The following is a 22,783-nucleotide window of genomic DNA, read 5'->3' on the forward strand; positions in this document are numbered from 1 at the left end:
AGATTAACGGGAATTCAGGGTTTACGCTGAGAGGTCTTTTTTAATAACTCTATCTCTGAGAACCGAGAGATATTTCTTTTCGCTATATTTTGTGTGACCAAAATAGTTGGCGGCCGACGGATAACAAACACCCATTGGGTGAAACTTTCAACCTGCTGAATCTATATCTTTAATTTCAAAAATTTCTGTACAAAGAATTTTACTCAGCAGCTTTTCCTTTCTTCAGTTCTGAACTCTAGGCCTCGATTTGAGGATCGATAGTATTCTTCTTTTCGATTTCTTCCTTATCCTTTTCTCGTTGCAACATTACACGAACAAGGATGCAAGAAATTATTACGAATTTGGTGCCGGGATTTGTGGGAAATTCTGTTCTGAGGGCTTTTTCTTGGAAATTGCCCAGCGGAAGGAAAGGTGAATCATGAATTCGAAACTTAGCCAGTTGGAAAAGAACATAAAGCGTTCTTTGTGGCGCCATTCTCATGAGCAGATTTCTAAGTTCCACGATCCGTCTTTCATTCTTAAAGCGATCAGAATAAGCTGCATTGCCATAACTATTTTTTTCTGCATCGGAGCGCTTGTCGGGATAGCGTCGTTATACGGCTTGAACACGACCGCCAAGGATGTGAACCGAATTCTCATTTGTCTTCATATATGTTTGGCTTGGTTCAGCTTCATTGTTGTTCTGGCTCTTATTTTCGACTTTAAACGGTACTTTATAAAAAGCGGATGGCTGAGAATTGCAGTCAATGTTTTGGTTCTTGTGTGCTTAATTGCTTTCCTGATTCCTGATAGTAAGAATCACATTCTGGAGTACCTGCAAAGCGAAGATTTTTTGACCTTTACGCTTATCAGCTATTCCATTATTTTCTTAAGCGCCAAGTGCCTGGAATTAGCTGACAGAAAGAAGACCAATCCCTCCTTGCTTTTAGCAAGCAGTTTCTTATTTGTAATACTGATTGGTTCATTCTTGTTCATGCTGCCCAAAAGCACAACCGCTCCTATCAGCTATACAGACGCATTTTTTATTGCAACGAGTGCCGTCTGTGTTACAGGGCTTTCTCCGCTTGATATTTCAACCATGTTCACACCATTTGGATGGTTGATTCTTTCAATTCTGATTCAGGTTGGCGGATTAGGGCTTATTGCGTTTACCAGCGTATTCTCTATTTTCTACTCCGGCTCGGCTTCTATTTACAACCAACTGCTGATAAGAGACGCGATTTATTCAAAATCCATGGATGCCGTTCTGCCGACTGTGCTGTATATGCTTGGATTCACCTTAGTGATAGAAAGCCTTGGAGCATTTGCAATTTACATGTCGGTGCCTTCCGAACTTTTTGCGTCCCCGCATGATCGATTGATTTTTTCGATCTTTCATTCCATGTCCGCTTTCTGCAATGCGGGATTTTCCACTATCAAAGATGGCCTAAGCAACCCAGCTCTAATGTTGGGATCTCAGAGCTTTTATTTAGAGATTTCATTTCTGATGTTTTTAGGCTCTATAGGTTTTCCGATTTTGATTAACTATAAAGACAAGCTAGTTGGAAAAATTAAAGGAACCATCTGGAAAGACAAAAGATTCGAATCAAAGGTTAGAGTCGATTTGAATACCAGACTTGTATTGATTTCGTCATTGGTATTAGTAGCGTTAGGAACCATTTTCTTTTTTATCTTTGAATATAACGGCACCTTAAAAGGAATGGACTTTTCTACTAAAGTCATCCAATCTCTATTTAATGCCATTTTGCCGAGAACCACAGGATTTGCTTCCGTCAATCCGGCTGAATTTGCTGTTCCGACTGTTTTGATGGTTTGCCTTTTAATGTGGGTGGGCGGCTCCTCCCAGTCAATGGCCGGCGGCGTGAAAGTGAATACATTGGCTGTTATTTTACTGAGCCTGAAGGCAACGATTACGGGTCATAAAGAACCTTCCGCCTTTAATCGCACAATTTCCGCTTCCGCTGTAAACAGAGCCTACAGCGTGGCTGTCATTTCGACTTTATTGGTTTTTTTCTTTACTTTTGTACTTCTGTTTTTAGAACCGCAGATGAGTTTTAAAGACATTATTTTTGAAGTGATGTCTGCATTGTTTACGGTAGGCTCATCAATGGGAATTACCGCTGAACTGTCTTCTGCCTCTAAATATACTCTTTGTATGGCCATGTTCTTAGGCCGAGTCGGATTGCTGTCAATTCTTATGGGATTTTTAGGAGCACAGAAAGAAATAGACAGTACGTATCCGACAGAAAACGTTATTATTAGCTAAGGAGAAGGTTATGCGTTATTTAGTAATTGGCTTGGGAACTTATGGGAGAAATCTCGCCATAAATCTGACTCTCTTGGGAAATGAAGTTATTGGCGTGGATAACAAACAAAATAATCTGGAAGCAGTTAAAGACAAATTGAGTTCTGTCTACATGATGGACTGCTCGGAGAAGAACTCCTTGAATATGCTTCCGTTGAAAAATATCGATATAGCCATTGTGGCGATCGGAGAGGATTTCCGTTCAAGTCTGCGGGCGGTCGCTCTTTTGAAAGAGGGCGGAGTCAAGAGAATCTTTGCTCGCGCGATTGATGACCTACATCAATCCATTCTGGAGGCTTTTTCTATAGACAGGATTCTGACGCCTGAAAAACGGGCGGCTGAAGATTTATCAAACGAGCTGAACTTTCATTCACAGGTAACTTCTCTTAGCGTTACGCCGGAGTATTTGGTCTCAAAGCTGGAAGTTCCCAAGAAATTTGTCGGGTTCCCGTATAGGAATTTCAATCTTGCCAGATTCGGTCTTATTCTGATTTCTGCCACTAGGAAAAAAGTATCGAAGAACCTCTTGGGTTTAGTGACGGAAGAAGAGATTTTGCTTGATATTGAGCGAAAAGCTCAGGAAGAGACGGCAGAGGTCGGTGACTGTATTGTGGTAGTAGGTACAAAAGACAATTTCATCGATTTTGCTAAAAAAGTAGCCGATGAGACAACAGTCTTTTCTGTATGAAAAGAGTAAGCCTTCTAAGAAGGCTTACCCTGTTGTTAGGAAGCTATTAGTTCAGAGGAACTATGACAAGATGAGGTTCGGTCTGTGAATTGGCCGGATATCCAAAATATTTATTGGCCCACTCAAATCCCGCAACAACCGCTTCAGGATATTTCTTCTTGAGTTCAGTAATAGGGCCGAACTGAAGAGCACCTTGCGTACAAGCTTGTACGCAAGCTGGTTGTTTACCGGCGGCCAGAAGCTTGATGCAGCCGTCACACTTAAAGACTTTTTTGCTTGCTGGATCAAAGACCGGTGCTTTAAAGGGACAAGCAGCAATACAGGCTTGGCAGCCAATGCATTTTGCATGATCTTGAACGACCAGTCCGTCAGGCTCTTGTGTGTAGGCTTTAACTGGACAGGCTGGTACGCAGGCTGGTTTTTCGCAATGATTACATGCAACACTTAACCACATCATTTGGTTGGGAGTTTCTTTGACTTGTCTGAGCCAGACTCCATCCGGTGTTTTCTGTTGTTCTTTACATGCGATTACACATGCTCTGCAGCCGTTGCAGCGGCGTGCATCAAATACAAAACCTAATTTTTTCATGATTACGCCTTTTTAACATCGACAAGAGTTGAACAAATACTGGTTCCAGTTCCAAGAACCTCAACAGTATCGTTGGTGAGAACAGAAGATGAATTAAATCCGTTTTGTCCCATCCACCATCCGTTTTCGAGACATAAAACGCCAGGGAGGATGTCATCATTCACAATTGCAACTGTCGGGTGCTGGCCTCTGTCGTTGTAAACAACAACTTTGTCGCCTTGTTTAATTCCTCTTGCTTGTGCATCTTTGGTATGCATCTGGACTGTCGGTTCTTTTGCAAAGAGTTCATCAAGCCATTCATTATTCTGGAAGCTTGTATGAATGTTGCGAATAACCTTTCTCTGGATGGCCATAAGAGGATATTTCTTCGCTAGCTCAGGATTGCCGACAGGACTTTCCTTGACCTGACGATAGGTGACTACAGGTAAGAAACCTTTGGCTGCCCACGGTTCGCAGAACAAATGAGCTTTGCCAGTCGGGGTATAGAATTTCCCGTCTTTGAAAGGAATCCAAGGACCCTTAACCGGGCAGACAGGACCCTTCTTAATTTCTTCATAGGTAATGCCGGAAGGTTTAAGAACATTTCTGATCATCTGCTCGACCGGCACGATGTAGCGGTCACCAAAGCCAAGTCTCTTGGCTAGTTCTCCGAAAATGACATAGTCAGGCTTGGCCTCTCCTTGCGGTTCTACTGCTTTTTCAATTAATTGGACGTAATGGTTTCTGGTGCCTGCCATTACGGAGTCGTATTCGAAGACAGTTGTGGCCGGAAGAAGGATATCCGCATAGGTCGCTGTTGGAGTCATGATACTTTCTGCAACAACAAAGAAAGGAACGCTCTTTACGGCTTCAATTACCTTATTAGCATTAGGCCACTGGCCAACAATGCCGCAAGTCTGGGTGTACCAGAAGTTAATCTTATTGGGTTTGCCAGCTAGGACATATTCACCAAGCTTTGCGGTTGGAATAGGAGCAACTTTCTTGGGTTTTTCTAATGGAGCAGGAATAGGCGCGCCAAACTTAGCCATTTGCTGTGCTCCGCCTGCATCGCATATGCCTGTTCCGGCTTTGCCGATATTTCCGGTGAGGAAGGCAAGGTAGTACTGACCGCCGACTGCCTGAGAGCCAAATTCAGTTCTTTGGAAAGAGCCCATGTTGTTAACGATCATGGAAGCTTTGCTTGTTGCATAATCATGGGCTAATTCTTTGACAGTAGCTGCCGGAACGCTGGTTGTTTTTTCTACGGCTTCCGGAGTCCAAGGTTCCGCTTGTTCGAGAACCATAGTCAAAACAGTTTTGTATTCTGGGTTGTCTTTTACTTGGAGTTGCGGGACTACACCGGGGGCATCATGGCGCGCTAACTTGTTTGTTTTGCTATCAAGCACTAAGTAAGAGTTAGGATCTTTGAGATCTTCTCTAAGAAGTTTTCCATCTTTTCCAACTAAATAGCCTGCGCCAGTATGTTCTTGTAAGAATTTAGTGTCAAGAAGGTTATTTTCCCCAATCCAGCGGATCATACCCAGGGCAAGCGCACTGTCGGTACCAGGGATAATTGGAACCCACTTGTCTGCTCGATAGGCAGTTTCATTTTTACGAGGATCAATTACAACTATCTTGGCACCATTTTCTTTTGCCTTTAGATAATAGTGCCAATAAGCTTGCATAGTCACAAGCGGATTGTTTCCCCAACAAATGATGTATTTTGCTTGATCAATAGTGTCACGCGTATCCACATAACGTTTACCTACCATAGGCATCATGGTGGCGGTAACAGCTGAGCAACATAAGGAGCCTGCTGTTCTTGTAGTGCCTCCCAAATAGTTACCGAAGGCAACCTGAGAAGGATTGAATAGACTGTCCATATTTCCAGAGGCGGACGTAAAGAGCAAAGACTCCGAGCCTCCTTTTTGGATAGCCTCTTTAATTTTTGCTGCGATGGTGTCTAGGGCTTCATTCCAGGAGATTCTTTCAAACTTAGCTTCTCCTCTCTCTCCAACACGCTTCATCGGATAAAGAATTCTGTCTTTGGCGTAAACCCATTTGATTCGAGAAAGACCTCTAGCACAAGGTTTTCCGTCAAAGGCATTTGCATTTCCAATTTTTTCAATTACACCGTCTTTTACATAAGCACGTAAATTGCAGTGGAGACATTCCATTGAGCAGGTTGCCTGGAAAGTTTTATATTGCTTATCTGGATCGGAGGCTTGCATCGCGCTGGCCATCGCCGGGCAACCCGCTGCTGCAGAGGTGAGCCCGAAGAGGGTGAGAAAGTCGCGACGATTAATTTTGGGTAGTTTTTTCATCGTCTTTCCTTGGTTTAAGCAGAAAGTCTGCAGAATTAGTGTAGGAGAAAACGATGTAATGGTTAATAAGGAATATCTGTATTTATTTATCTTAAAGAGAAAAAGCCTTTATCTATACAAGAATAAAATTTAGTAAAAAACGGATTGGTTTCTTTTTTCTGAAGGAGTTATTCCGAACTCTTCTTTAAATAGACGAGAGAAGTGAGAAACCTGCTTAAAACCATTTCTTTTTGCTATTTCCTCCACTGAAAAATGCCGGCAATGTTCTTCACTCAACATTACGCTTGCACGTTTTAGGCGGAAACCCATTAATTGTTTGTGAACAGTAGTTCCTCGTTGGCGGAAGGCTTGCGAGAGATATTGTTTTGACACGGTTAGTTCGGCGGCGATATCGCTGAGTTGAAGAGATGGATCTTTGAATCTTCTTCTTATCACTTCGTTTCCCTTGTACCACAGAAAGTCTAGATGCGTTTGAGTCGTCAAAGCAGTATTGACTTCCAGCTCTTTGAAACTGGGACGAAGGTAAGAGAACAGACCGTCAAGCACTAATTCATGCGTATCTAGCGGGAGGAAAGGAAGGGATTTGAAGGTGGTCGTCAAGACAGAAGAAAATAATTTGTTTGCTGCACTTTTGGATTTGAAAATTCTTCCGCAGTAGAGCTCCGGATCATGTTTCGTGTGAGTCAATACATAGGGTTCGGATAGAAGAGCCAGGATGAAGTCGACTCGTTTATCACTTTTGATAGTAATTTTTTGAAGTGCCTCGTAAAAGACAAATTCTCCTTCTCGGATATCTTCCGGGGACTGGTTACCTTCCGCAATCTCGCAGTCTCCTCGGAAGATATAAATGAAGAACAGGCAATGGTTCTGAATCTCAAAAGATTTGGCTTGGAAGCTTAAGTTGCATGCATCACAAGAAATGCGGTTGATAACTCCCAGGCTAATTTTTTCCTGCAAAACCTTATATTTGAAATGGTGGTTTGTGTTCTGACGGCATTCAAGAAGATTAAAAGATATGAGATTATGTCTTATGCTCTCCAGAAATTCTAAGAAAGGATTTTCTGTTTTATGGAGCCGGTCAGAGGTTTCTCCTCGACAATTGGATTTTGAACTCGGACTAGATTTCATTATCTTGAAAGGAAGTGAATTTTTATCTAAAGTGGAGATTATTATTCATTGTAATCGCAACCGATTATCTTATTAGCCTTTGATTCAGCTGAACTGAAGGAAACAGATATTTTCCTAGAGTGTAAGATTGGATTACAGCGGATTTTAGTCTGCTGAAGTCCACGTTAAAAAAACTCTTGAATAAAAGTCTTTCAGCTGTTTTCTTATGAAAACTAGAGGAAGAAATAAGCTCCCGTGGAAACCCAAAAATAACGCTCAGAAAGACTTTGTTTTTTTGTAGATGTATGATCCTGTTCCACTTCCAAATCATTCGACAAAACTCAAAGAAAATCGCTTAACGATGACAGCCCATTTGTCATTCTTTGGTGGCTGAAATTGTAAGATCCGTCAGTAAGCTATGAAGTGAAATCAGGTCTCTTCCGGAAGGTTGAGACAGGTTAGTTGTTTTTTATAAAAAGAAGTAGTTATAAGGTATTTAAATGGAAAATCCGTCTGCACCTGCTAATGAATTAAAAGAACTGAGACTTCCTCCTTTCTCAAAAGAGGCTGAAGACAGTATCCTCGGCGCATTGTTGGTCGACAACAGTGCCCTGGATATCATTTCTGACAAAATCAATGCCAACGACTTCTATGACTACGGCAATAGGCTCATTTTCGAACACATCCTTAAACTTGTCGAAAATGATCATCCTGCAGATGTCATTACCGTTGCTGACAGTCTGAAAGAGATGAATCAGGAGAAAGAGACCGGTGGAATTGAATACCTCAATCGTCTGGCCGACTATTCTCCCGGTTCTGCTAACCTAATTCGCTACGCAGAAATTCTTCGAGATCGTTCTATCCGAAGAAAATTAATTTCAGTAGGATCAGAAATTTCTGCCCAAGCCTTTACTCCTGAAGGATTGCAGGCCGAGGACTTACTGGATCAGGCCGAAGCAAAGGTTTTGGCTATTTCGGAAGATCTGGAGAGAAGCTCAGGCGATTTTATTTCTTTAGGTGCAGCTCTTAAAACTCTTGAAGAACAGCTCAAGGAACTGATGGAAAATCCGGTTCCGGAGGGCCAGTTCAGAGGTATTCGAACAGGTTTTGCCGATCTGGATAAGATGACCGACGGTATGCATGATGGTGAACTCATTATTGTTGCAGGTCGTCCTGCCATGGGCAAAACAGCTTTTGCTTTGAACGTTGCTCTTCAAGTGGCATTGGACGGTTTGCCGGTCGGGATTTTCTCTTTGGAAATGGGTGCGGATCAGCTCGCTAACCGTATGATCAGCTGTCTTGCAGAAATTCCTCAGGACAATCTTAAAACCGGACGTTTGGATGCAGACCAATGGGGCCGTTTCTACAATGGCGTCCAAACCATGAAAGATCTCAACCTGCTTATTGATCAAGGCAATGACTTGTCAGTGATGAACATCCGTTCTCGTGCAAGAAAACTTAAGAGCCGTTACGGCAAATTAGGCCTTATCGTCATTGACTATTTGCAGTTGGCCAGCGCAACCAGCGGGGGAGTTATGTCAGAAAACCGTGCGGTTGAAGTCAGTGCGATTTCCCGCGGACTCAAGGCCCTGGCCAGAGAACTGGGAGTCCCTGTTATGGCTTTGTCTCAGCTGAACCGTGATTTGGAAAAACGCGGGGATAAAAGACCGATGATGAGCGACTTGAGAGAATCCGGTGCTATCGAACAGGATGCTGACTTGATCCTTTTCTTATACAGAGACTGTGTTTATAACAAAGTCGAAGGAAATGAAAGAGATGCTGAACTCATTATCGGCAAACAAAGAAGCGGCCCTACCGGCACAATAGGTATGATCTTCGAAGGAGAATTTACTCGATTCAAGAGTAAAGCATACGGGTACCAAGAAGAGTACCAACCGCAGGATTAAAAGGAATATGTGGCTTAGCATTATTTTATGGATAGTGGCCGTGCTGCTGATCATTGTCGGATTGGCCGGCACTATTATTCCGGCTCTTCCGGGTTTGCCGATGATTTTCTTCGGAGCTTGGCTGGCCGGATACATTGATGATTATCAAAAAATTGGAGTCACTCCAATTGTCATTATCGGCGTACTGACGGTTATCGGCCTGATTATTGATTGGGTCGGACAGTCACTCGGGGCAAAGAAAGCGGGGGCAACGAAACTTGGAATTATCGGTTCCATGATCGGAACTTTCGTTGGAATTTTTACTGGTCTTTGGGGATTGCTTTTTATGCCTTTAATTGGGGCGGCAATCGGCGAATTCATTGACCATCAGGATATGATCAGAAGCGGCAAGGTTGGAGTTGCCACTTGGATCGGGATGATAATCGGCACTGTAGTCAAGCTTGGTTTGGCTTTCACTATGGTCGGGATTTTGATTGCTGCCTGGTTTATCTAAAAGAAATAGTGAACTACCGCAGACTGAAGTCTGCGGCTTCTCCGGAGCGTACTCCGGCTTCTAACGATCTTCTCTCTCCATAAGGAGTTCGAAACACCGTGGGCGTGTTCACAAAAACACCCTCATCGAGTCCGAGCAACTTTTTCAGCCACTCATCCCCGAGTTCGTTGCGTCCAATATTTATGGCAGAATTCGTATCAGCGTTAATTTGTACCCCTTGTTTAGTCAGATATAAGCCTCGCTTGATACGTTTACCACTGAAAGTTTTCTTTACTCCCTTCTCATAATCCGGTATATCGTCAAAATCTAAAGCACTTGCTTTGGATGTGTAACTCTCAGAAACTAGACTGACTTCTATTCCGTACTCCTGACCTTTATAGATAAGCTGTTCGATCAATTTGGAATGCGGAAGATTTACGAAGTTCTGATTATTTCTTCGACCCATATTACTCAACTGCTTCCAAAATTTGTTTTTCCCAATGATGATACGACCGATGTCTTGTAATACGCAAAAATCTATAATGGTCCGACTTATTTTGTGCAAGGCATCATCAATTCTTCTCTGTCGTTTGAACGATACTGATGCCAGATGTTTCAAATGTCCCTTGGATCGTAGTTGAGCTGCACGCTTGTTGTAGCTTTGATTGAGCATTTTCAAAAACCCGCCTTTAACCAAAATCGGTCTTGTTCCGGGTTTGGTCGATACGATAGCTGCGAAGTTATTGACGCCTAAATCAATACAGACTGCTTCTTGACGATTCAACGAGACTGTTCTCTCATTCTCCTTAATTTGATAGGTCAGTTCTACAACGAAACTGTTTCCTTTGGGGATAATTCTCAAGTCTCCCGCTAAACTGCCTGTAGCTTTTGCGTTGAACGACTGATTCGAACAACTCCTGACTATTATCGGATTGAAGCCGACTGTATCGGCTCCCGTAATAATCAGGCGATGGTTCTCAATCTTATAGCCGTTTCTTCCCACGCAAAATGTACGATATTTGTTTCGGTAGCCAGGCAGTTTTGGTTTACCTAAAAATTTCTCCGGATGCTTTTTATACTCCGCAGACGCTTTGGCAAAGGACTTGAACTGCTTGACAACAATCTGACCTTGCCTTTGAGCCGAAGCTGCCGAAGGCATTGCTCGGTAATCCTGAGGGTATTGTTCTCGCAATGCTCGATCAAGCTCTGCTCGGGTATACGGAGCCTTCTTATCGAAAAGACGATGACGTAAGATATATGAAGCACAATTGCCCAGCTTCCTGGCTAATGAGCACAAACGAGCGCTTGCCGTCCAGTTGGGATGGCTACGGTTGATAATAATTCGTTCTACTCTTTGAGGCATTATGGATTTCTCTTCTTCAGCACATTGCGTTTTCAATCTGAGAATTCATCTCGTCTTCGTCGTTGCTTATAGAAAAAAGGTGATTTCGGAGTCCATTTTGACACGAATGGGTGAAATCTTCAAAGAGGTGTGCCAAGACTATAATGATGAACTTCGAGAATTTTCGGGGGAATCGGATCACGTTCACTTATTGGTGGAAATTTCTCCTTCAGTAAGAATTTCAGATTTAGTGAGGACTCTAAAATCTGTCTCCTCTGGAAAAATTCGACAAGAGTTCAGTCAACAAATTCGTCACTACCTATGGGGAAAGAGGTTTTGGACGAGAAGTTACTGCGTGATTTCTGTGGGCGATGGAGCCCCGACACAAGTCATTGAGAAATACATTCAGAAACAAAAATGCCCTACAAACAATTAAGCCCCTATCTATCCGCAGGCTGAAGCCTGCGGAATTCCGGGGTCTTTCGTTAAAAACAGGAAAAAATATGCCATTACCTTCAGCACCAACAAAACCGGGTTCAATTGTTAAAGATATTCCGGCTCAGCTTGAAATTAAGCAGGAAAAACCAAAAAGAAAAAGAACGGTTAAGGCCAAGAGCACTGTAGAGCCGGTAACTGCTCAAACAGCGGAAGTTATGACTGAAGCTGCTCAGAGCACAGAAAAGAAAGTCGTTGCCCGTGCGGCTAAAAAAGCTGTCAAGGCTGCTCCTGTTCCATCTTTGTCTGAAAACGCTCACAAGCCAAAACTGAAACGCAGCAAAGCCGGGGCCTCTGAGGGACGCAAGCTCTATGTTTTGGATACCAATGTCCTTCTTCATGATCCGACAAGTATGTTCCGTTTCGAGGAGCATGACGTTTATCTTCCGATGATTACGTTGGAAGAGCTTGACAACCATAAGAGCGGCATGACCGATGTGGCACGCAATGCCAGACAGGTCAGCAGAACGTTGGATGCAATTCTTCAGCATCTTGAAGGTCCGATTGAGGAAGGCATTCCTCTTTCCGTGCTCGGCAGTAAAGAGTGTCTCGGCAGACTCTACGTTCAAACGACGCCTTTTTCTACTCAGCTTCCGATGCTTCCGGCAGGAAAGGCAGATAACCAAATTTTGGCCGTCGTCAGAGGATTAAAGGAAAGCCGTCCGTCCGAGCAAGTTATCCTTGTCTCTAAGGATATTAATATGCGTCTGAAAGCCGCAGCTCTCAATCTTGAAGCTGAAGATTACTTCAACGACAAGATGATTGAAGACAGCGACATTCTTTACAGCGGTACAAAACAGCTGCCGGCAAACTTCTGGGAAGCTCACGGAAAGAATTTGAGATCTTGGCAGCAAGACGGTTATACCTGGTACGAAATTACCGGACCACTTGTCTCTTCCTTCATTGTCAATGAATTTATTTGGCACGAGGGAGAAGGAACACCGTTCTATGGCCAGGTTAAGAGTGTAGACAGAAACACTGCGATCGTTAGAGTCCTTCCTGACTACACTTCCCAGAAAAATTCCGTTTGGGGAATTACGGCCAGAAACCGTGAGCAAGGTTTTGCTTTAAGCCTTTTGATGGATCCGGAAATTGATTTCGTGACCTTGTTAGGGCAGGCCGGTACCGGCAAGACCCTTTTGGCTTTAGCGGCTGCTTTGACCCAGACAATGGAAATGAGACGCTTCAATGAGATTATTGTCACTCGCGCGACGGTTTCCGTCGGAGAAGATATCGGTTTCCTTCCGGGTACTGAAGAAGAGAAGATGACTCCGTGGCTTGGCGCTATCGACGACAACCTTGAAGTTCTCAACAGAGGCAGCGCTAACGACTCCGAATGGGGCCGGAGGGCTTCCAATGATTTGATTCGTTCTCGAATCCGCATTAAATCTATGAGTTTCATGAGAGGGCGCACTTTCATGAACAAACTTGTCATTATCGATGAAGCTCAGAACTTGACCCCGAAACAAATGAAGACTTTGATCACGCGTGCAGGCCCAGGCTCTAAGATCGTCTGCTTAGGCAATATTGCTCAGATCGATACGCCTTATTTAACCGAAGGTTCTTCCGGTTTGACTTATGTTGTTGACCGCTTCAAAGGTTGGGAACACTCCGGTCACATCACTATGCAAAGAGGCGAACGTTCAAGACTTGCAGATTACGCAACTGACGTCTTGTAAAGTTCTTTCAATTCAAAAGAAAGCGGATCCGTGAAAATTTTCTCGGATCCGTTTTCTTTTGCCTGCTCGTTGAAAATCCATCCAATTCACGTTATTGAATCTCTCATAATGGTAAATTCATAAGATCTCAATGGATTGGACGCAGGTCCAGGTAATCAAAAAATCGAAGGATCCTTAAATGAATAATGATTTTCCGCGTATTAAACGTCTTCCTCCTTATGTCTTCAACATCACTAATGAGAAGAAGATGGCGGCAAGACACAGAGGAGAAGATATTATCGATTTGAGCATGGGAAATCCTGACGGAGACACTCCTAAGCACATTGTCGATAAGCTCGTTGAAGTAGCTCTGCGTCCGGGAACCCACGGCTACTCTGCTTCTAAAGGTATTCCTCGTTTGAGAAAAGCTATTTGTGACTGGTACAAGCGCAAATTTGATGTGGATCTTGATCCGGATAAAGAAGCTATTGTTACGATTGGTTCTAAAGAAGGTATTGCTCACTTGATGCTCGCCACTTTGGACAGAGGCGATACTATCTTGGTTCCGAACCCAAGCTATCCGATTCATATCTACGGTGCAATTATTGCCGGTGCTGACGTCCGCAGCGTGAAGATGGCCCCGGGAACAGACTTCTTTGCCGAATTTGAGAAAGCTGTTATTGAAACGACTCCAAAACCTAAGCTGATGATTTTAGGTTTCCCAAGCAATCCGACCGCTCAGTGCGTTGATATCAGCTTCTTCGAGCGATTGGTTGCTTTGGCTAAGAAGTACGGCGTCTACATCGTTCATGATTTGGCTTATGCCGATATCGTTTATGACGACTATAAGGCCCCTTCCATTATGCAGGTTCCGGGTGCCCGTGATGTTGCCGTTGAATTCTTCACCATGAGTAAGAGCTACAACATGGCCGGCTGGCGTATCGGTTTCATGGTCGGAAACAAAGAATTGGTTTCCGCTCTAACAAGAATTAAGAGCTATCACGATTACGGAACATTTACTCCTATTCAGGTTGGTGCTATCGAAGCTTTGAACGGCCCTCAGGATTGTGTTGAAGAGGTCAGAAAAGAATACGAACACAGAAGAGACGTCATGGTTAAAGGCCTTCACGAAATCGGTTGGATGGTCGAAAATCCGAAGGCTTCTATGTACATCTGGGCAGAATTGCCGGATCATTACAAACCGATGGGCAGCGTTGAGTTCGCAAACCATCTGTTGGACAAGGCTAAAGTTGCCGTTTCTCCCGGCGTCGGTTTCGGTGAATACGGAGAGGGCTTTGTCCGTATTGCTCTGATTGAAAATGTTGACCGTATCAGACAGGCATTGCGCGGCATCAAGAAGATGTTTATTGAAGACGGTTTGCTTGAAACCGCTTCTCATAAGCGTCAGAGCGTTACTCGCCGCTGGAAAGGCGCTCATATGCCTTCTGAAGCTGAAGCTAACGCAAAACCAAAAGTTACGCTTAAGCCGGAAGAAGTTCCGCACATTACAACTAAGTCTGAAGGATTAAAGAAAAAAGGCAAAAAAGTTACTGTCGCTAAAGCAGAGCCTGCAGCAAAGAAAGCAAAGGAAAAGGCGGCAAAACCAGCAAAAACCTCCAAATCTTCAAAGAAATAAGGATAACTGAGAATGGCAACTTCAATTAAAGTTGGTCTTGCCGGTTTCGGCAATGTGGGTAAAGGAACATACGATGTTCTTCAAAGAAACAAGGACTTGATCGTTAAAAGATCCGGTACGGATATTTCCGTCAAGCGAGTCGTTGCCAGAAATACCGCCAGAGTCGTTCCGCTCGTTGCTGAAGACGTTATCGTCTCCTCCGATTGGAAAGACATTGTCAACGATCCCGACATCAACGTTGTGGTCGAAGTGATGGGCGGCATTGAGCCGGCTCGTTCTCTTATTCTTGAAGCCATTTCCAAAGGCAAGCACGTTGTTACCGCTAACAAAGCTCTTTTGGCTGAATACGGTAATGAAATTTTTGCTGCTGCCGAGAAGGCGGGCGTCAACGTAGCATTTGAAGCTGCCGTCGCAGGTTCCATTCCTATCGTTAAGGGTTTGAGAGAAGGTCTTGCCGCTAACGATGTTAAATGGATTGCCGGCATCATCAACGGCACCTGCAACTTCATTCTTTCCACCATGCGTGATACCGGAAGAAGTTTTGCAGACGTGTTGGCAGAAGCACAGCAGTTAGGCTATGCGGAAGCAGATCCAACTTTTGATATCGAGGGTATCGATACTGCGCACAAGATCATGCTTTTGGCAGCTATTGCCTTCGGAGTGCCTGTCAATATGCAGAAAGTTCATATTGAAGGCATCAGCAAGCTTGAAGCCAAAGATATCAAGTATGCAGAAGAGCTCGGTTTCAGAATCAAGCTGCTCGGTATCACCAAGAATACGAATTACGGCGTTGAAGTCCGTGTTCATCCCGCTTTGGTGCCGAACAGAAGACTTCTGGCTAATGTGGAAGGAGCAATGAACGCTGTTGTCGTTAAAGGCGATGCAGCAGAAAGTTCTCTTTACTACGGTAAAGGTGCCGGCGGCGAACCTACGGGAAGCGCCGTTATTGCAGACTTGATTGATATCGCCCGTACAGCTTCCGTTGACGTCTCTGAAAGACCGAAGATGCCGACCGTTGACTCAAAACATAACGCTAATCCATGGGCTGATTTCGGCGATACCGTCTGCTCTTATTACATGAGAATTCCCGTGGAAGACAAACCGGGCGTATTGGCTGAAATCACTAGAATCATCGCGGACAACAAGATTTCCATTGAGTCCTTGATCCAGAAAGAAGCTCCTCAGAAGGTTCATCAGACTGAAGTCATCATGATGACTCATACCACTAAGGAAGCTGACGTTCAAAAGGCTATCAGAACCATGCAGGAACTTTCCAGTGTTCGCGGACCAATTGTCTTGCTGCGTAAAGAGGAACTTCACTAATGCAGTACGTTTCTACACGAGGCGGCGTTCCTGCCGCTACTTATACGGAGATCATTCTCCAAGGTCTAGCCAAGGACGGAGGACTTTTTGTGCCCGTCCAATATCCTCAGGTTTCTAAAGAAACTCTGAAGTCGTGGAGAGGTTTGAACTATGCTCAATTGGCAACAGCGGTTACCGCCTTGTTTGCCAAAGACATGAACCGCTCAACAATTGCGCATCTTTGCGAGTCTACTTATACGTCGGAAACTTATGACCACGGCAGAGAGGGAACTGATTTTTCGAAGATTGTTCCTCTAGTCTGGCTTGACAAAGAAGTCGGCATTCTTGAGTTGTCCAACGGACCGACATTGGCATTTAAAGACATGGCAATGCAGTATCTCGGCGCCTTGTTTGAATGCGTTTTGTCTAAACGTCAGGAAAAGCTCAATATTCTCGGTGCAACGAGCGGAGATACCGGCAGCGCAGCTGAATATGCGATGAGAGGCCGTGAAGGTATCAAAGTATTCATGCTGTCTCCTAAAGGCCGTATGAGTGATTTCCAAAGAGCTCAGATGTATTCTTTGCTTGATGGCAACATCTTCAATATTGCCGTCGAAGGAAGTTTCGATGACGCTCAGGATATCGTGAAAGCTGTTTCGGCTGATTTGGAATTCAAAACCAAATATTCCATCGGAACCGTTAACTCCATTAACTGGGCCCGTATCGCTGCACAGGTCGTCTATTACTTCAGCGGCTGGCTTCAGGCTGCTGAAAACGAAGACGAAGAAGTGGCTTTTTCTGTTCCAAGCGGAAACTTCGGTGACGTTTTAGCCGGTTGGATTGCTAAGCAAATGGGTTTGCCGATTAGACAACTTATCGTCGCGACTAACGAGAATGATGTTCTTTACGAGTTCTTCAAGACCGGACGCTATAAGGTCAGAGATTCTGCTCATACTTACGTGACAAGTTCTCCATCCATGGATATTTCCAAAGCGTCCAATTTTGAACGTTATGTGTACGACATCTGCGGCAAAGATCCGGAAAGAGTTTGCGAACTTTGGAATGAATTGAAGACCAAAGGTGAATTCTTGTTGGATGGCCCCGAATGGGAGCGTGTAAAGGCTAGCGGAGTTTGCTCTGCCCGCAGCACTCATGAGGAACGCATCGAGAGAATCCGAAAGAGCTGGTACGAACATCAGTTTTTGGTTGATCCTCACACGGCAGATGGCTTAAATGCCGCCTACAAGATGAAGATTGACGGCGTCAAAACAATTTGTCTTGAAACCGCTCTTCCGGCCAAATTCGGAAAGACTATCGTTGAGGCAGTGGGCTTTGAACCCCCGGTTCCTAACGGATATGAAGGCATATCGGAAAAGCCGCAAAAGGTCGTGGATATGCCGGCAAATGTTCAATTAGTTAAAGAATTCATTGAACAGAACACCTAATTTGAACGGTAGACAAAACTCTCGTTGATGAAGCCTTGAAGGAGTTATCGCGGGAGTTTTTATTTGCGGATCCGGAATATGGGTTTTTCCAGGAGTTCCTAGCGCTAAAAGCGTATACCCACCTAAACGATCAATAGGCCAGGTAAAATATCCTCAGCAACCAAATTCGGACAAGAAAATATGGCAAGAACCACTACAGGAGCCGGAGAAGTAAGGCTTCTTTTAGAAATTCTGAAAAGGATCCCCTCTGATCGAAAAATATCTAGCACAGAGCTGCTGACAGTTCTGGAAAATTCCGGATTCACCGTTAACAAACGGACTTTTCAGCGGTATTTGAAAGAGTTGGTTGAGGCCGATTGCGGAATCATGTGTGATAGTTCTTCAAAGCCGTTCGGATATAGAAGGACGAAAACAGTCACCAGCCTTGAAACCTTAAGGCTGGACAACAACGCCAAACTGCTTCTTAACCTTGCCAAAGAGCAGTTAAAGTATCAGCTTCCACCTGAAGTTAGTAATTCTCTAGATTATTTGTTTTCTGAGTCAGACGATCCAGGCCGGGGCAGCGAAGACAAGCTCCGTCAAAAATGGCTGGATAAGGTTGCGGTTGTCTCCGGCTCCATTCCCATGATGCCTCCGAAGATCCTCACTCGTATCTTCAATGAAGTAGCTGCCGGACTTTTCGAAGGCAAACAGCTTGACATCAGTTACACCACTAGTGACGGAAAAGATAAGCAGGTTCGAGTCTCTCCCTTAGGACTAGTCCAGCAGGAAGTGCGGCTTTATCTAGTTTGTGAGTACGTTGGGAGCGGCGAACTGCGGCATTTTGCTCTTCATCGTATGAAAGATGTTCGAATCGTGGACATGCAGGCCGAGTATCCTAAAAAGTTTAATTTAAAGTCCTATGTGAAGAACAACCACTTTAATTACGGAAGCGGCAGCAAAGTTCAATTAAGGATTGAATTTACCAATCTCATAACTGCCGTAAACATGAAAGAAACACCGTTTAATCCGACCCAGAAAATTGTTCAACTAGATAACAGAAATTTCGAACTGACCGTTGAGATTGAAGATTCAATTTTATTGAATGGCTGGATCGAGAGCTGGAGGGAGTCCGGAGGTTTCGTTAAGGTAGAGAAGAACGAGATCATCGAAAACACCAAAGCGGGACAATCTTGAAGAAATTAATGCTGAGATTTCTGTTTTTCCTTTTTTTGTTTGGTAATCTACTTATCAAATTTAAACCTATGAAGTGAAAGTAAAGCTTGTTGTGCACTCACAGAGAGTTCGGGTAGCTGAGATCCGAGCAGAACGCAGACTTGCATAATGGGTCACTGAGGGCGCAAGGAACGGTTTGATAGCCTAGTATTCTGCGACGTGAAGGGATACGTTAGTTACCCAAGAGAATGATGGTTCTCTGTAAAGTGCATAAAAGACTTGTATAACTGCAGGTCAATTATGAAACAAGGTGGCACCGCGAGCTGATACCAGCCCGTCCTTGAATAAAAGTTTTATGGAATTTTTATTTGAGGGCGGGTTTTTGATTGCTCTCAAAAAGAGGAGCAATCATGTGCCACACGACGTGTTCAGGGAAAAGAAAGCTTTGTAATAAGAACCAAGCTGTCGATCTCTTTTCTTTCTCCTCCTTGCTTCTTCTTTCGGAAGAAACGCTAGTTTCCAAACTCACCAAGCAGCTTCGAGAAATTTGCCATGAAGAATTTTTCCGATGGTGTAGATGCCGGAGAAGTCCCGAATTTCACATTCAGGCGGCTTGACCAAAAGAGACTTAGTCAAGCCGTAAGAAACCGAGAAAAGTTTCAGCGTCCAAGCTGAATAAGTCGATCAGTAAGTTAAGAAAATTTTTAAGAAAAGAATCACAAGGAATCAACAATGAGTAAAGGCCGTTTCGGAAAACATGGTGGTCAGTACATTCCGGAAGTATTGATGAACGCAGCATCAGAGCTTGAAGAAGCTTATGAGCATTACAAAAATGATCCGGAATTCAATAGAGAACTTCAGGAACTTCTGAATGAATACGCAGGTCGCCCGTCAAGACTTTATTTTGCAAAGCGTATGACGGAAGATTTAGGCGGAGCAAAAATTTATTTAAAGAGAGAAGACCTTAATCACACCGGAGCTCACAAAATCAATAACGTTCTCGGACAAGCTCTGCTTGCCAAGAAAATGGGTAAGACCCGTTTGATTGCAGAGACCGGTGCAGGTCAGCATGGTGTTGCGACTGCAACCGCTGCAGCCCTTTTAGGGATGGAGTGTGTTGTTTACATGGGTAAGGAAGATACCGTCAGACAGGCCCTTAACGTCTACAAAATGAAACTGTTGGGAAGTGAAGTTGTTCCCGTTACATCAGGAACAGAAACGCTTAAAGATGCAGTTAACGAAGCAATGGGAGAATGGGTTAAACGTCTGGAGGATACCCATTACTGTCTCGGTTCTGCAGTCGGTCCTCATCCTTTCCCGGAAATCGTCAGGGACTTTCAGGCTGTCATCTCCAAAGAAATCAAGGAGCAGATTCTTGAAAAAGAAGGACGTCTTCCGGATGCTGTTTTAGCGTGCATCGGCGGAGGCAGCAACGCTATCGGTGCTTTCTACAATTTCATTGATGATGAAGGCGTGAGGTTAATCGGATGCGAGGCCGGCGGCAGAGGTATCCATACAGCCGAGACAGCTGCAACTATCTCTGTTGGCAGGGAAGGTATTTTCCACGGCATGAAGAGTTACTTCTGCCAAGACGAGTTCGGTCAAATCGCACCGGTTTACTCGATTTCTGCCGGGTTGGATTATCCCGGGGTAGGACCGGAACACTCTTATCTTCATGATATCGGCAGAGCCGAATACGTGGCGGTGACGGACGACGAAGCGGTTAATGCTTTCGAATACTTATCCAAGACCGAGGGCATCATTCCTGCAATCGAATCCTCTCATGCGGTTGCGCACGCATTAAAACTTGCACCCACCATGGGCAAAGACCAAATCATGGTTATCAATATTTCGGGCCGCGGCGACAAAGACTGTGCGGCAATTGCTAGATATAAAGGAGAAGACATCAATGAGTAGCATTAAACGAGCATTTGCGGCACCGACAGTTTTAGTTCCTTTCGTGACATGCGGTGATCCGGATTTAGAGACAACAAAAGAAGTCGTTAAAGCATTAGCCAAGAACGGTGCAGGCATCGTTGAGTTGGGAATTCCGTTTTCTGATCCGACAGGAGAGGGTCCTTTGGGTCAAGAGGCTAACGTTCGTGCTTTAGCAAACGGGACAACAACTAACAAGATTTTTGAAATGGTTAGTGAGCTCAGGAAAGAAGTTCGTATCCCGATGGTTTTCAAAACTTATGCCAATGTGGTTTTCGGTTACGGGACTGAGGCATTTTTGAAAAAGTGTCAGGAAATCGGCATTGACGGCTTGGCTTTATTGGATGTCCCTTATGAAGAAAGAGAAGAGTTCTCACAACTCTGCCACCAGTACGGAATTGATTTTATTTTCACAGTGGCACCGACATCCGGCAAGAGAATCAGCTTTATTGCAAAGGAAGCGGAAGGTTATCTGTACTGTATCGGCGCTCTAGGGCCGGTCTCCTCGGATGCACTCAAAGCCAACGTGACAAAGATGGTTCAGTTGGCAAAAGAAGCTAACCCAAACTTGCCGTGCATAGTGGGGTTGGGTGAGGTCACAGCAGAACTTATCAATGAGCTCAAAGGACTCTGTGATGGATTTGCCATAGCAGAAGATATTGTCCGAATTACCGCTAGGGATGGTAAGAATGCTCCTCAGGCCGCGGCGGAATATATGAGAGGCTTAAAAGCTTAATCTCAATAATCCCAAAGAGAAATTAATTTCAAAGGAAAACGTCTTTCCGAATTGGCTGCCGGAAGGACGTTTTTATCTGGATTGAGTGTTCAACTAGACTAAGCCTAGCCACTTCCAATACGTTTGTGCCAAGACCAATAACAGGCCGTAAGCAACTAATGTAAACATCAAACCGAACTTCGCAAACTGAGACACTTCAAAAGTTCCCGTGGAATAGGCAATCATGTTTTGCGGAGCGTTAACCGGAAGGATGTAGCCGAAGCTAATTACAAACTGAAGAATCATCGTCAAACCAATGATATTAACGCCCGGTGTTTTAAGTGCTCCGAGAACCGCAATAATAATTGGAATGATGGCGGCGGCAAGACCTGTCGCTGAGGCAAATCCTAAGTGAATAACGATTAAGAATATTGCCATTACGGCAAGAATCATGAAAGTTGTGGAGTTTTCAAGGCCGAAACTTAACACAATCATATCGGCAAGCCACTGAGCCGCTTTAGTGGAAAGAAGGGCAGATCCGAGAGAGATTCCAACGCCGAATAGAAGTAACGTTCCCCAATTAATTTTGTTGACTGTCTGCTGCCAATTCATGACGCCGATTCCAGGGCACATAAGAATAGCGATAGCACAGACGGTAGTGGTCGTAGTGTCTATCTGATGAAGTGTTTTTTCAGAAACCCAGAAAGAGAGCAGAATGATAGAAACAATGAGAAGCTTCCATTCATTCCTACTCATCGGACCGAGTTCTCGAAGTCTCTCTCCGATGATTTCAGAAGAGCTCTCAAGTTTTGTTGATTCAACATTGAAACACTTGCAAACTAGAAAGAACAAGCAAACGGACAACAGTGCGGCAAACGGTGCGGCTGCAATGAACCAGTTCATCCAAGTAATGTCAGTGCCTGTTATCTCTCGGATGAAATTGACGGCAACCATGTTTTGAGCAGCTGCAGTTTTGATGCCGATATTCCAAACGGAGTCCACTTGAGCAACGGTAATCATGAGTGCTGCGGCAAAGGCTGATTTCATCGGCAGATTTAAAGCCTGAATTACACCGATAACGATGGGGACTAAACAGGCCACGCGCGCGGTTGTGGATGGAACGAAAAAGGAAAGAATAAGTCCGCAGAGAATCACTCCGAGAACGATCCGTTTTGGTTCAGCACCAACCTTGTGCAGTACGAATAAAGCAATTCTTTTGTCTAGTCCCGTAATCGTCATGGCAGCGGCCAGAAAAAGAGCAGCACCAACCAGGCAGAATGCGGGTGATGAAAAGCCGACGAGAGCCATTTTCATTCCGGCCGTTGTCCCTATAATCTGATCCGGGTTGGTGCCTGGAGAAAAACCGATAAAGAGCGCTGTTAAGGTCATGATGAGACCTGCAGAAACAGGATAGGAGACTGCGGAAGTCGACCAAAGAATGACGGCAAAAATCATAATTCCGATCATGCATTGGCCTGCAACAGAAAGTCCCGGCTGTTCAGGGAGGAGACAAATAACGGCTAAGGCAATAAAGGCGCTGATAAAGCCGAATTTCTTCCATTTTCCCCATTCAAGAACATTAGGGTTCCTAAGTCCGGTCTTAAGTGTTGCTTCCATTTTTCTTTCCTTTTCTTTTGTTTTAAGGCATAAGCACCTCAATTAAAGACAAGCAAAAAATATGCCAGCATCGCCCATTTCGGTACCTTGAGCAAAAAAATAAGCCGAGAAA

16 protein-coding genes and 1 pseudogene are annotated in these 22,783 nt (G+C 44.3%); 12 read left to right on the plus strand and 5 right to left on the minus strand.

What is annotated here, in order from left to right; all coding sequences use genetic code 11:
- Positions 1–418: 418 nt before the first annotated feature.
- Together ADH67_RS12065 and ADH67_RS12070 are read left to right on the plus strand one after the other, a co-directional pair.
- Positions 419–2,266 (plus strand): TrkH family potassium uptake protein, encoded by a 1,848-nt coding sequence (locus ADH67_RS12065; protein ID WP_084081504.1) that lies wholly within the window; start codon positions 419–421, stop codon positions 2,264–2,266.
- Positions 2,267–2,276: 10 nt separating this feature from the next.
- Complete coding sequence (locus ADH67_RS12070) at positions 2,277–2,993, plus strand: potassium channel family protein (RefSeq protein ID WP_066593618.1); 717 nt, start codon at positions 2,277–2,279, stop codon at positions 2,991–2,993.
- 46 nt (positions 2,994–3,039) lie between these two features.
- On the opposite strand, the gene ADH67_RS12075 is transcribed toward ADH67_RS12070, so the two are convergent.
- From ADH67_RS12075 to ADH67_RS12085, 3 genes are all read right to left on the minus strand, one after another.
- Positions 3,040–3,582, minus strand: coding sequence for a 4Fe-4S dicluster domain-containing protein (locus tag ADH67_RS12075; protein ID WP_066593616.1), 543 nt, complete (start codon positions 3,580–3,582; stop codon positions 3,040–3,042).
- A gap of 2 nt (positions 3,583–3,584) precedes the next feature.
- Entirely contained in the window at positions 3,585–5,885 is a 2,301-nt protein-coding gene (locus ADH67_RS12080) for a molybdopterin-containing oxidoreductase family protein (RefSeq protein ID WP_084081503.1), read from the minus strand.
- 129 nt (positions 5,886–6,014) lie between these two features.
- Complete coding sequence (locus ADH67_RS12085) at positions 6,015–6,842, minus strand: AraC family transcriptional regulator (RefSeq protein ID WP_158212645.1); 828 nt, start codon at positions 6,840–6,842, stop codon at positions 6,015–6,017.
- A gap of 650 nt (positions 6,843–7,492) precedes the next feature.
- Between ADH67_RS12085 and dnaB the strand changes: the two genes are divergently transcribed.
- Positions 7,493–8,899 carry a replicative DNA helicase gene (gene dnaB, locus ADH67_RS12090; protein WP_066593611.1) on the plus strand — a complete coding sequence of 469 codons (1,407 nt, stop codon included), beginning with the start codon at positions 7,493–7,495 and terminating at the stop codon, positions 8,897–8,899.
- A gap of 7 nt (positions 8,900–8,906) precedes the next feature.
- Positions 8,907–9,392, plus strand: coding sequence for a DUF456 domain-containing protein (locus tag ADH67_RS12095; protein ID WP_066593610.1), 486 nt, complete (start codon positions 8,907–8,909; stop codon positions 9,390–9,392).
- Positions 9,393–9,405: 13 nt separating this feature from the next.
- On the opposite strand, the gene ADH67_RS12100 is transcribed toward ADH67_RS12095, so the two are convergent.
- Positions 9,406–10,734 carry an RNA-guided endonuclease InsQ/TnpB family protein gene (locus ADH67_RS12100; protein ID WP_066593608.1) on the minus strand — a complete coding sequence of 443 codons (1,329 nt, stop codon included), beginning with the start codon at positions 10,732–10,734 and terminating at the stop codon, positions 9,406–9,408.
- A 1-nt stretch (position 10,735) separates the two neighbouring features.
- Here ADH67_RS12100 and tnpA point away from each other — a divergent pair, with 1 nt between their 5' ends.
- From tnpA to trpA, 8 genes and pseudogenes are all read left to right on the plus strand, one after another.
- The gene (tnpA, locus tag ADH67_RS13830; protein ID WP_066593606.1) at positions 10,736–11,149 is read left to right on the plus strand and encodes an IS200/IS605 family transposase; all 414 of its coding nucleotides are present in this window, start codon (positions 10,736–10,738) and stop codon (positions 11,147–11,149) included.
- A gap of 67 nt (positions 11,150–11,216) precedes the next feature.
- Positions 11,217–12,887 (plus strand): PhoH family protein, encoded by a 1,671-nt coding sequence (locus ADH67_RS12110; protein ID WP_066593604.1) that lies wholly within the window; start codon positions 11,217–11,219, stop codon positions 12,885–12,887.
- Between the two features lie 178 nt (positions 12,888–13,065).
- A pseudogene (alaC, locus tag ADH67_RS12115) lies at positions 13,066–14,253 on the plus strand (alanine transaminase); the annotation flags it as partial.
- A gap of 261 nt (positions 14,254–14,514) precedes the next feature.
- Positions 14,515–15,825 (plus strand): homoserine dehydrogenase, encoded by a 1,311-nt coding sequence (locus ADH67_RS12120; RefSeq protein ID WP_066593594.1) that lies wholly within the window; start codon positions 14,515–14,517, stop codon positions 15,823–15,825.
- Complete coding sequence (gene thrC / locus ADH67_RS12125) at positions 15,825–17,249, plus strand: threonine synthase (protein ID WP_066593592.1); 1,425 nt, start codon at positions 15,825–15,827, stop codon at positions 17,247–17,249. Before ADH67_RS12120 ends, thrC begins: the two co-directional genes overlap by 1 nt.
- A gap of 180 nt (positions 17,250–17,429) precedes the next feature.
- On the plus strand, positions 17,430–18,425 hold the full coding sequence (locus ADH67_RS12130; protein ID WP_066593590.1) for a helix-turn-helix transcriptional regulator: 996 nt from the start codon (positions 17,430–17,432) through the stop codon (positions 18,423–18,425).
- Between the two features lie 711 nt (positions 18,426–19,136).
- Positions 19,137–20,321 carry a tryptophan synthase subunit beta gene (gene trpB, locus ADH67_RS12135; RefSeq protein WP_066593588.1) on the plus strand — a complete coding sequence of 395 codons (1,185 nt, stop codon included), beginning with the start codon at positions 19,137–19,139 and terminating at the stop codon, positions 20,319–20,321.
- Positions 20,314–21,075, plus strand: coding sequence for a tryptophan synthase subunit alpha (gene trpA, locus ADH67_RS12140; protein WP_066593587.1), 762 nt, complete (start codon positions 20,314–20,316; stop codon positions 21,073–21,075). Before trpB ends, trpA begins: the two co-directional genes overlap by 8 nt.
- A gap of 93 nt (positions 21,076–21,168) precedes the next feature.
- On the opposite strand, the gene ADH67_RS12145 is transcribed toward trpA, so the two are convergent.
- Entirely contained in the window at positions 21,169–22,671 is a 1,503-nt protein-coding gene (locus ADH67_RS12145) for a DASS family sodium-coupled anion symporter (RefSeq protein WP_066593584.1), read from the minus strand.
- Positions 22,672–22,783: the final 112 nt, after the last annotated feature.

Origin of the sequence: Turicimonas muris (genome assembly GCF_002221595.1) — a bacterium.
Classification (GTDB): Bacteria; Pseudomonadota; Gammaproteobacteria; order Burkholderiales; family Burkholderiaceae_F; genus Turicimonas; species Turicimonas muris.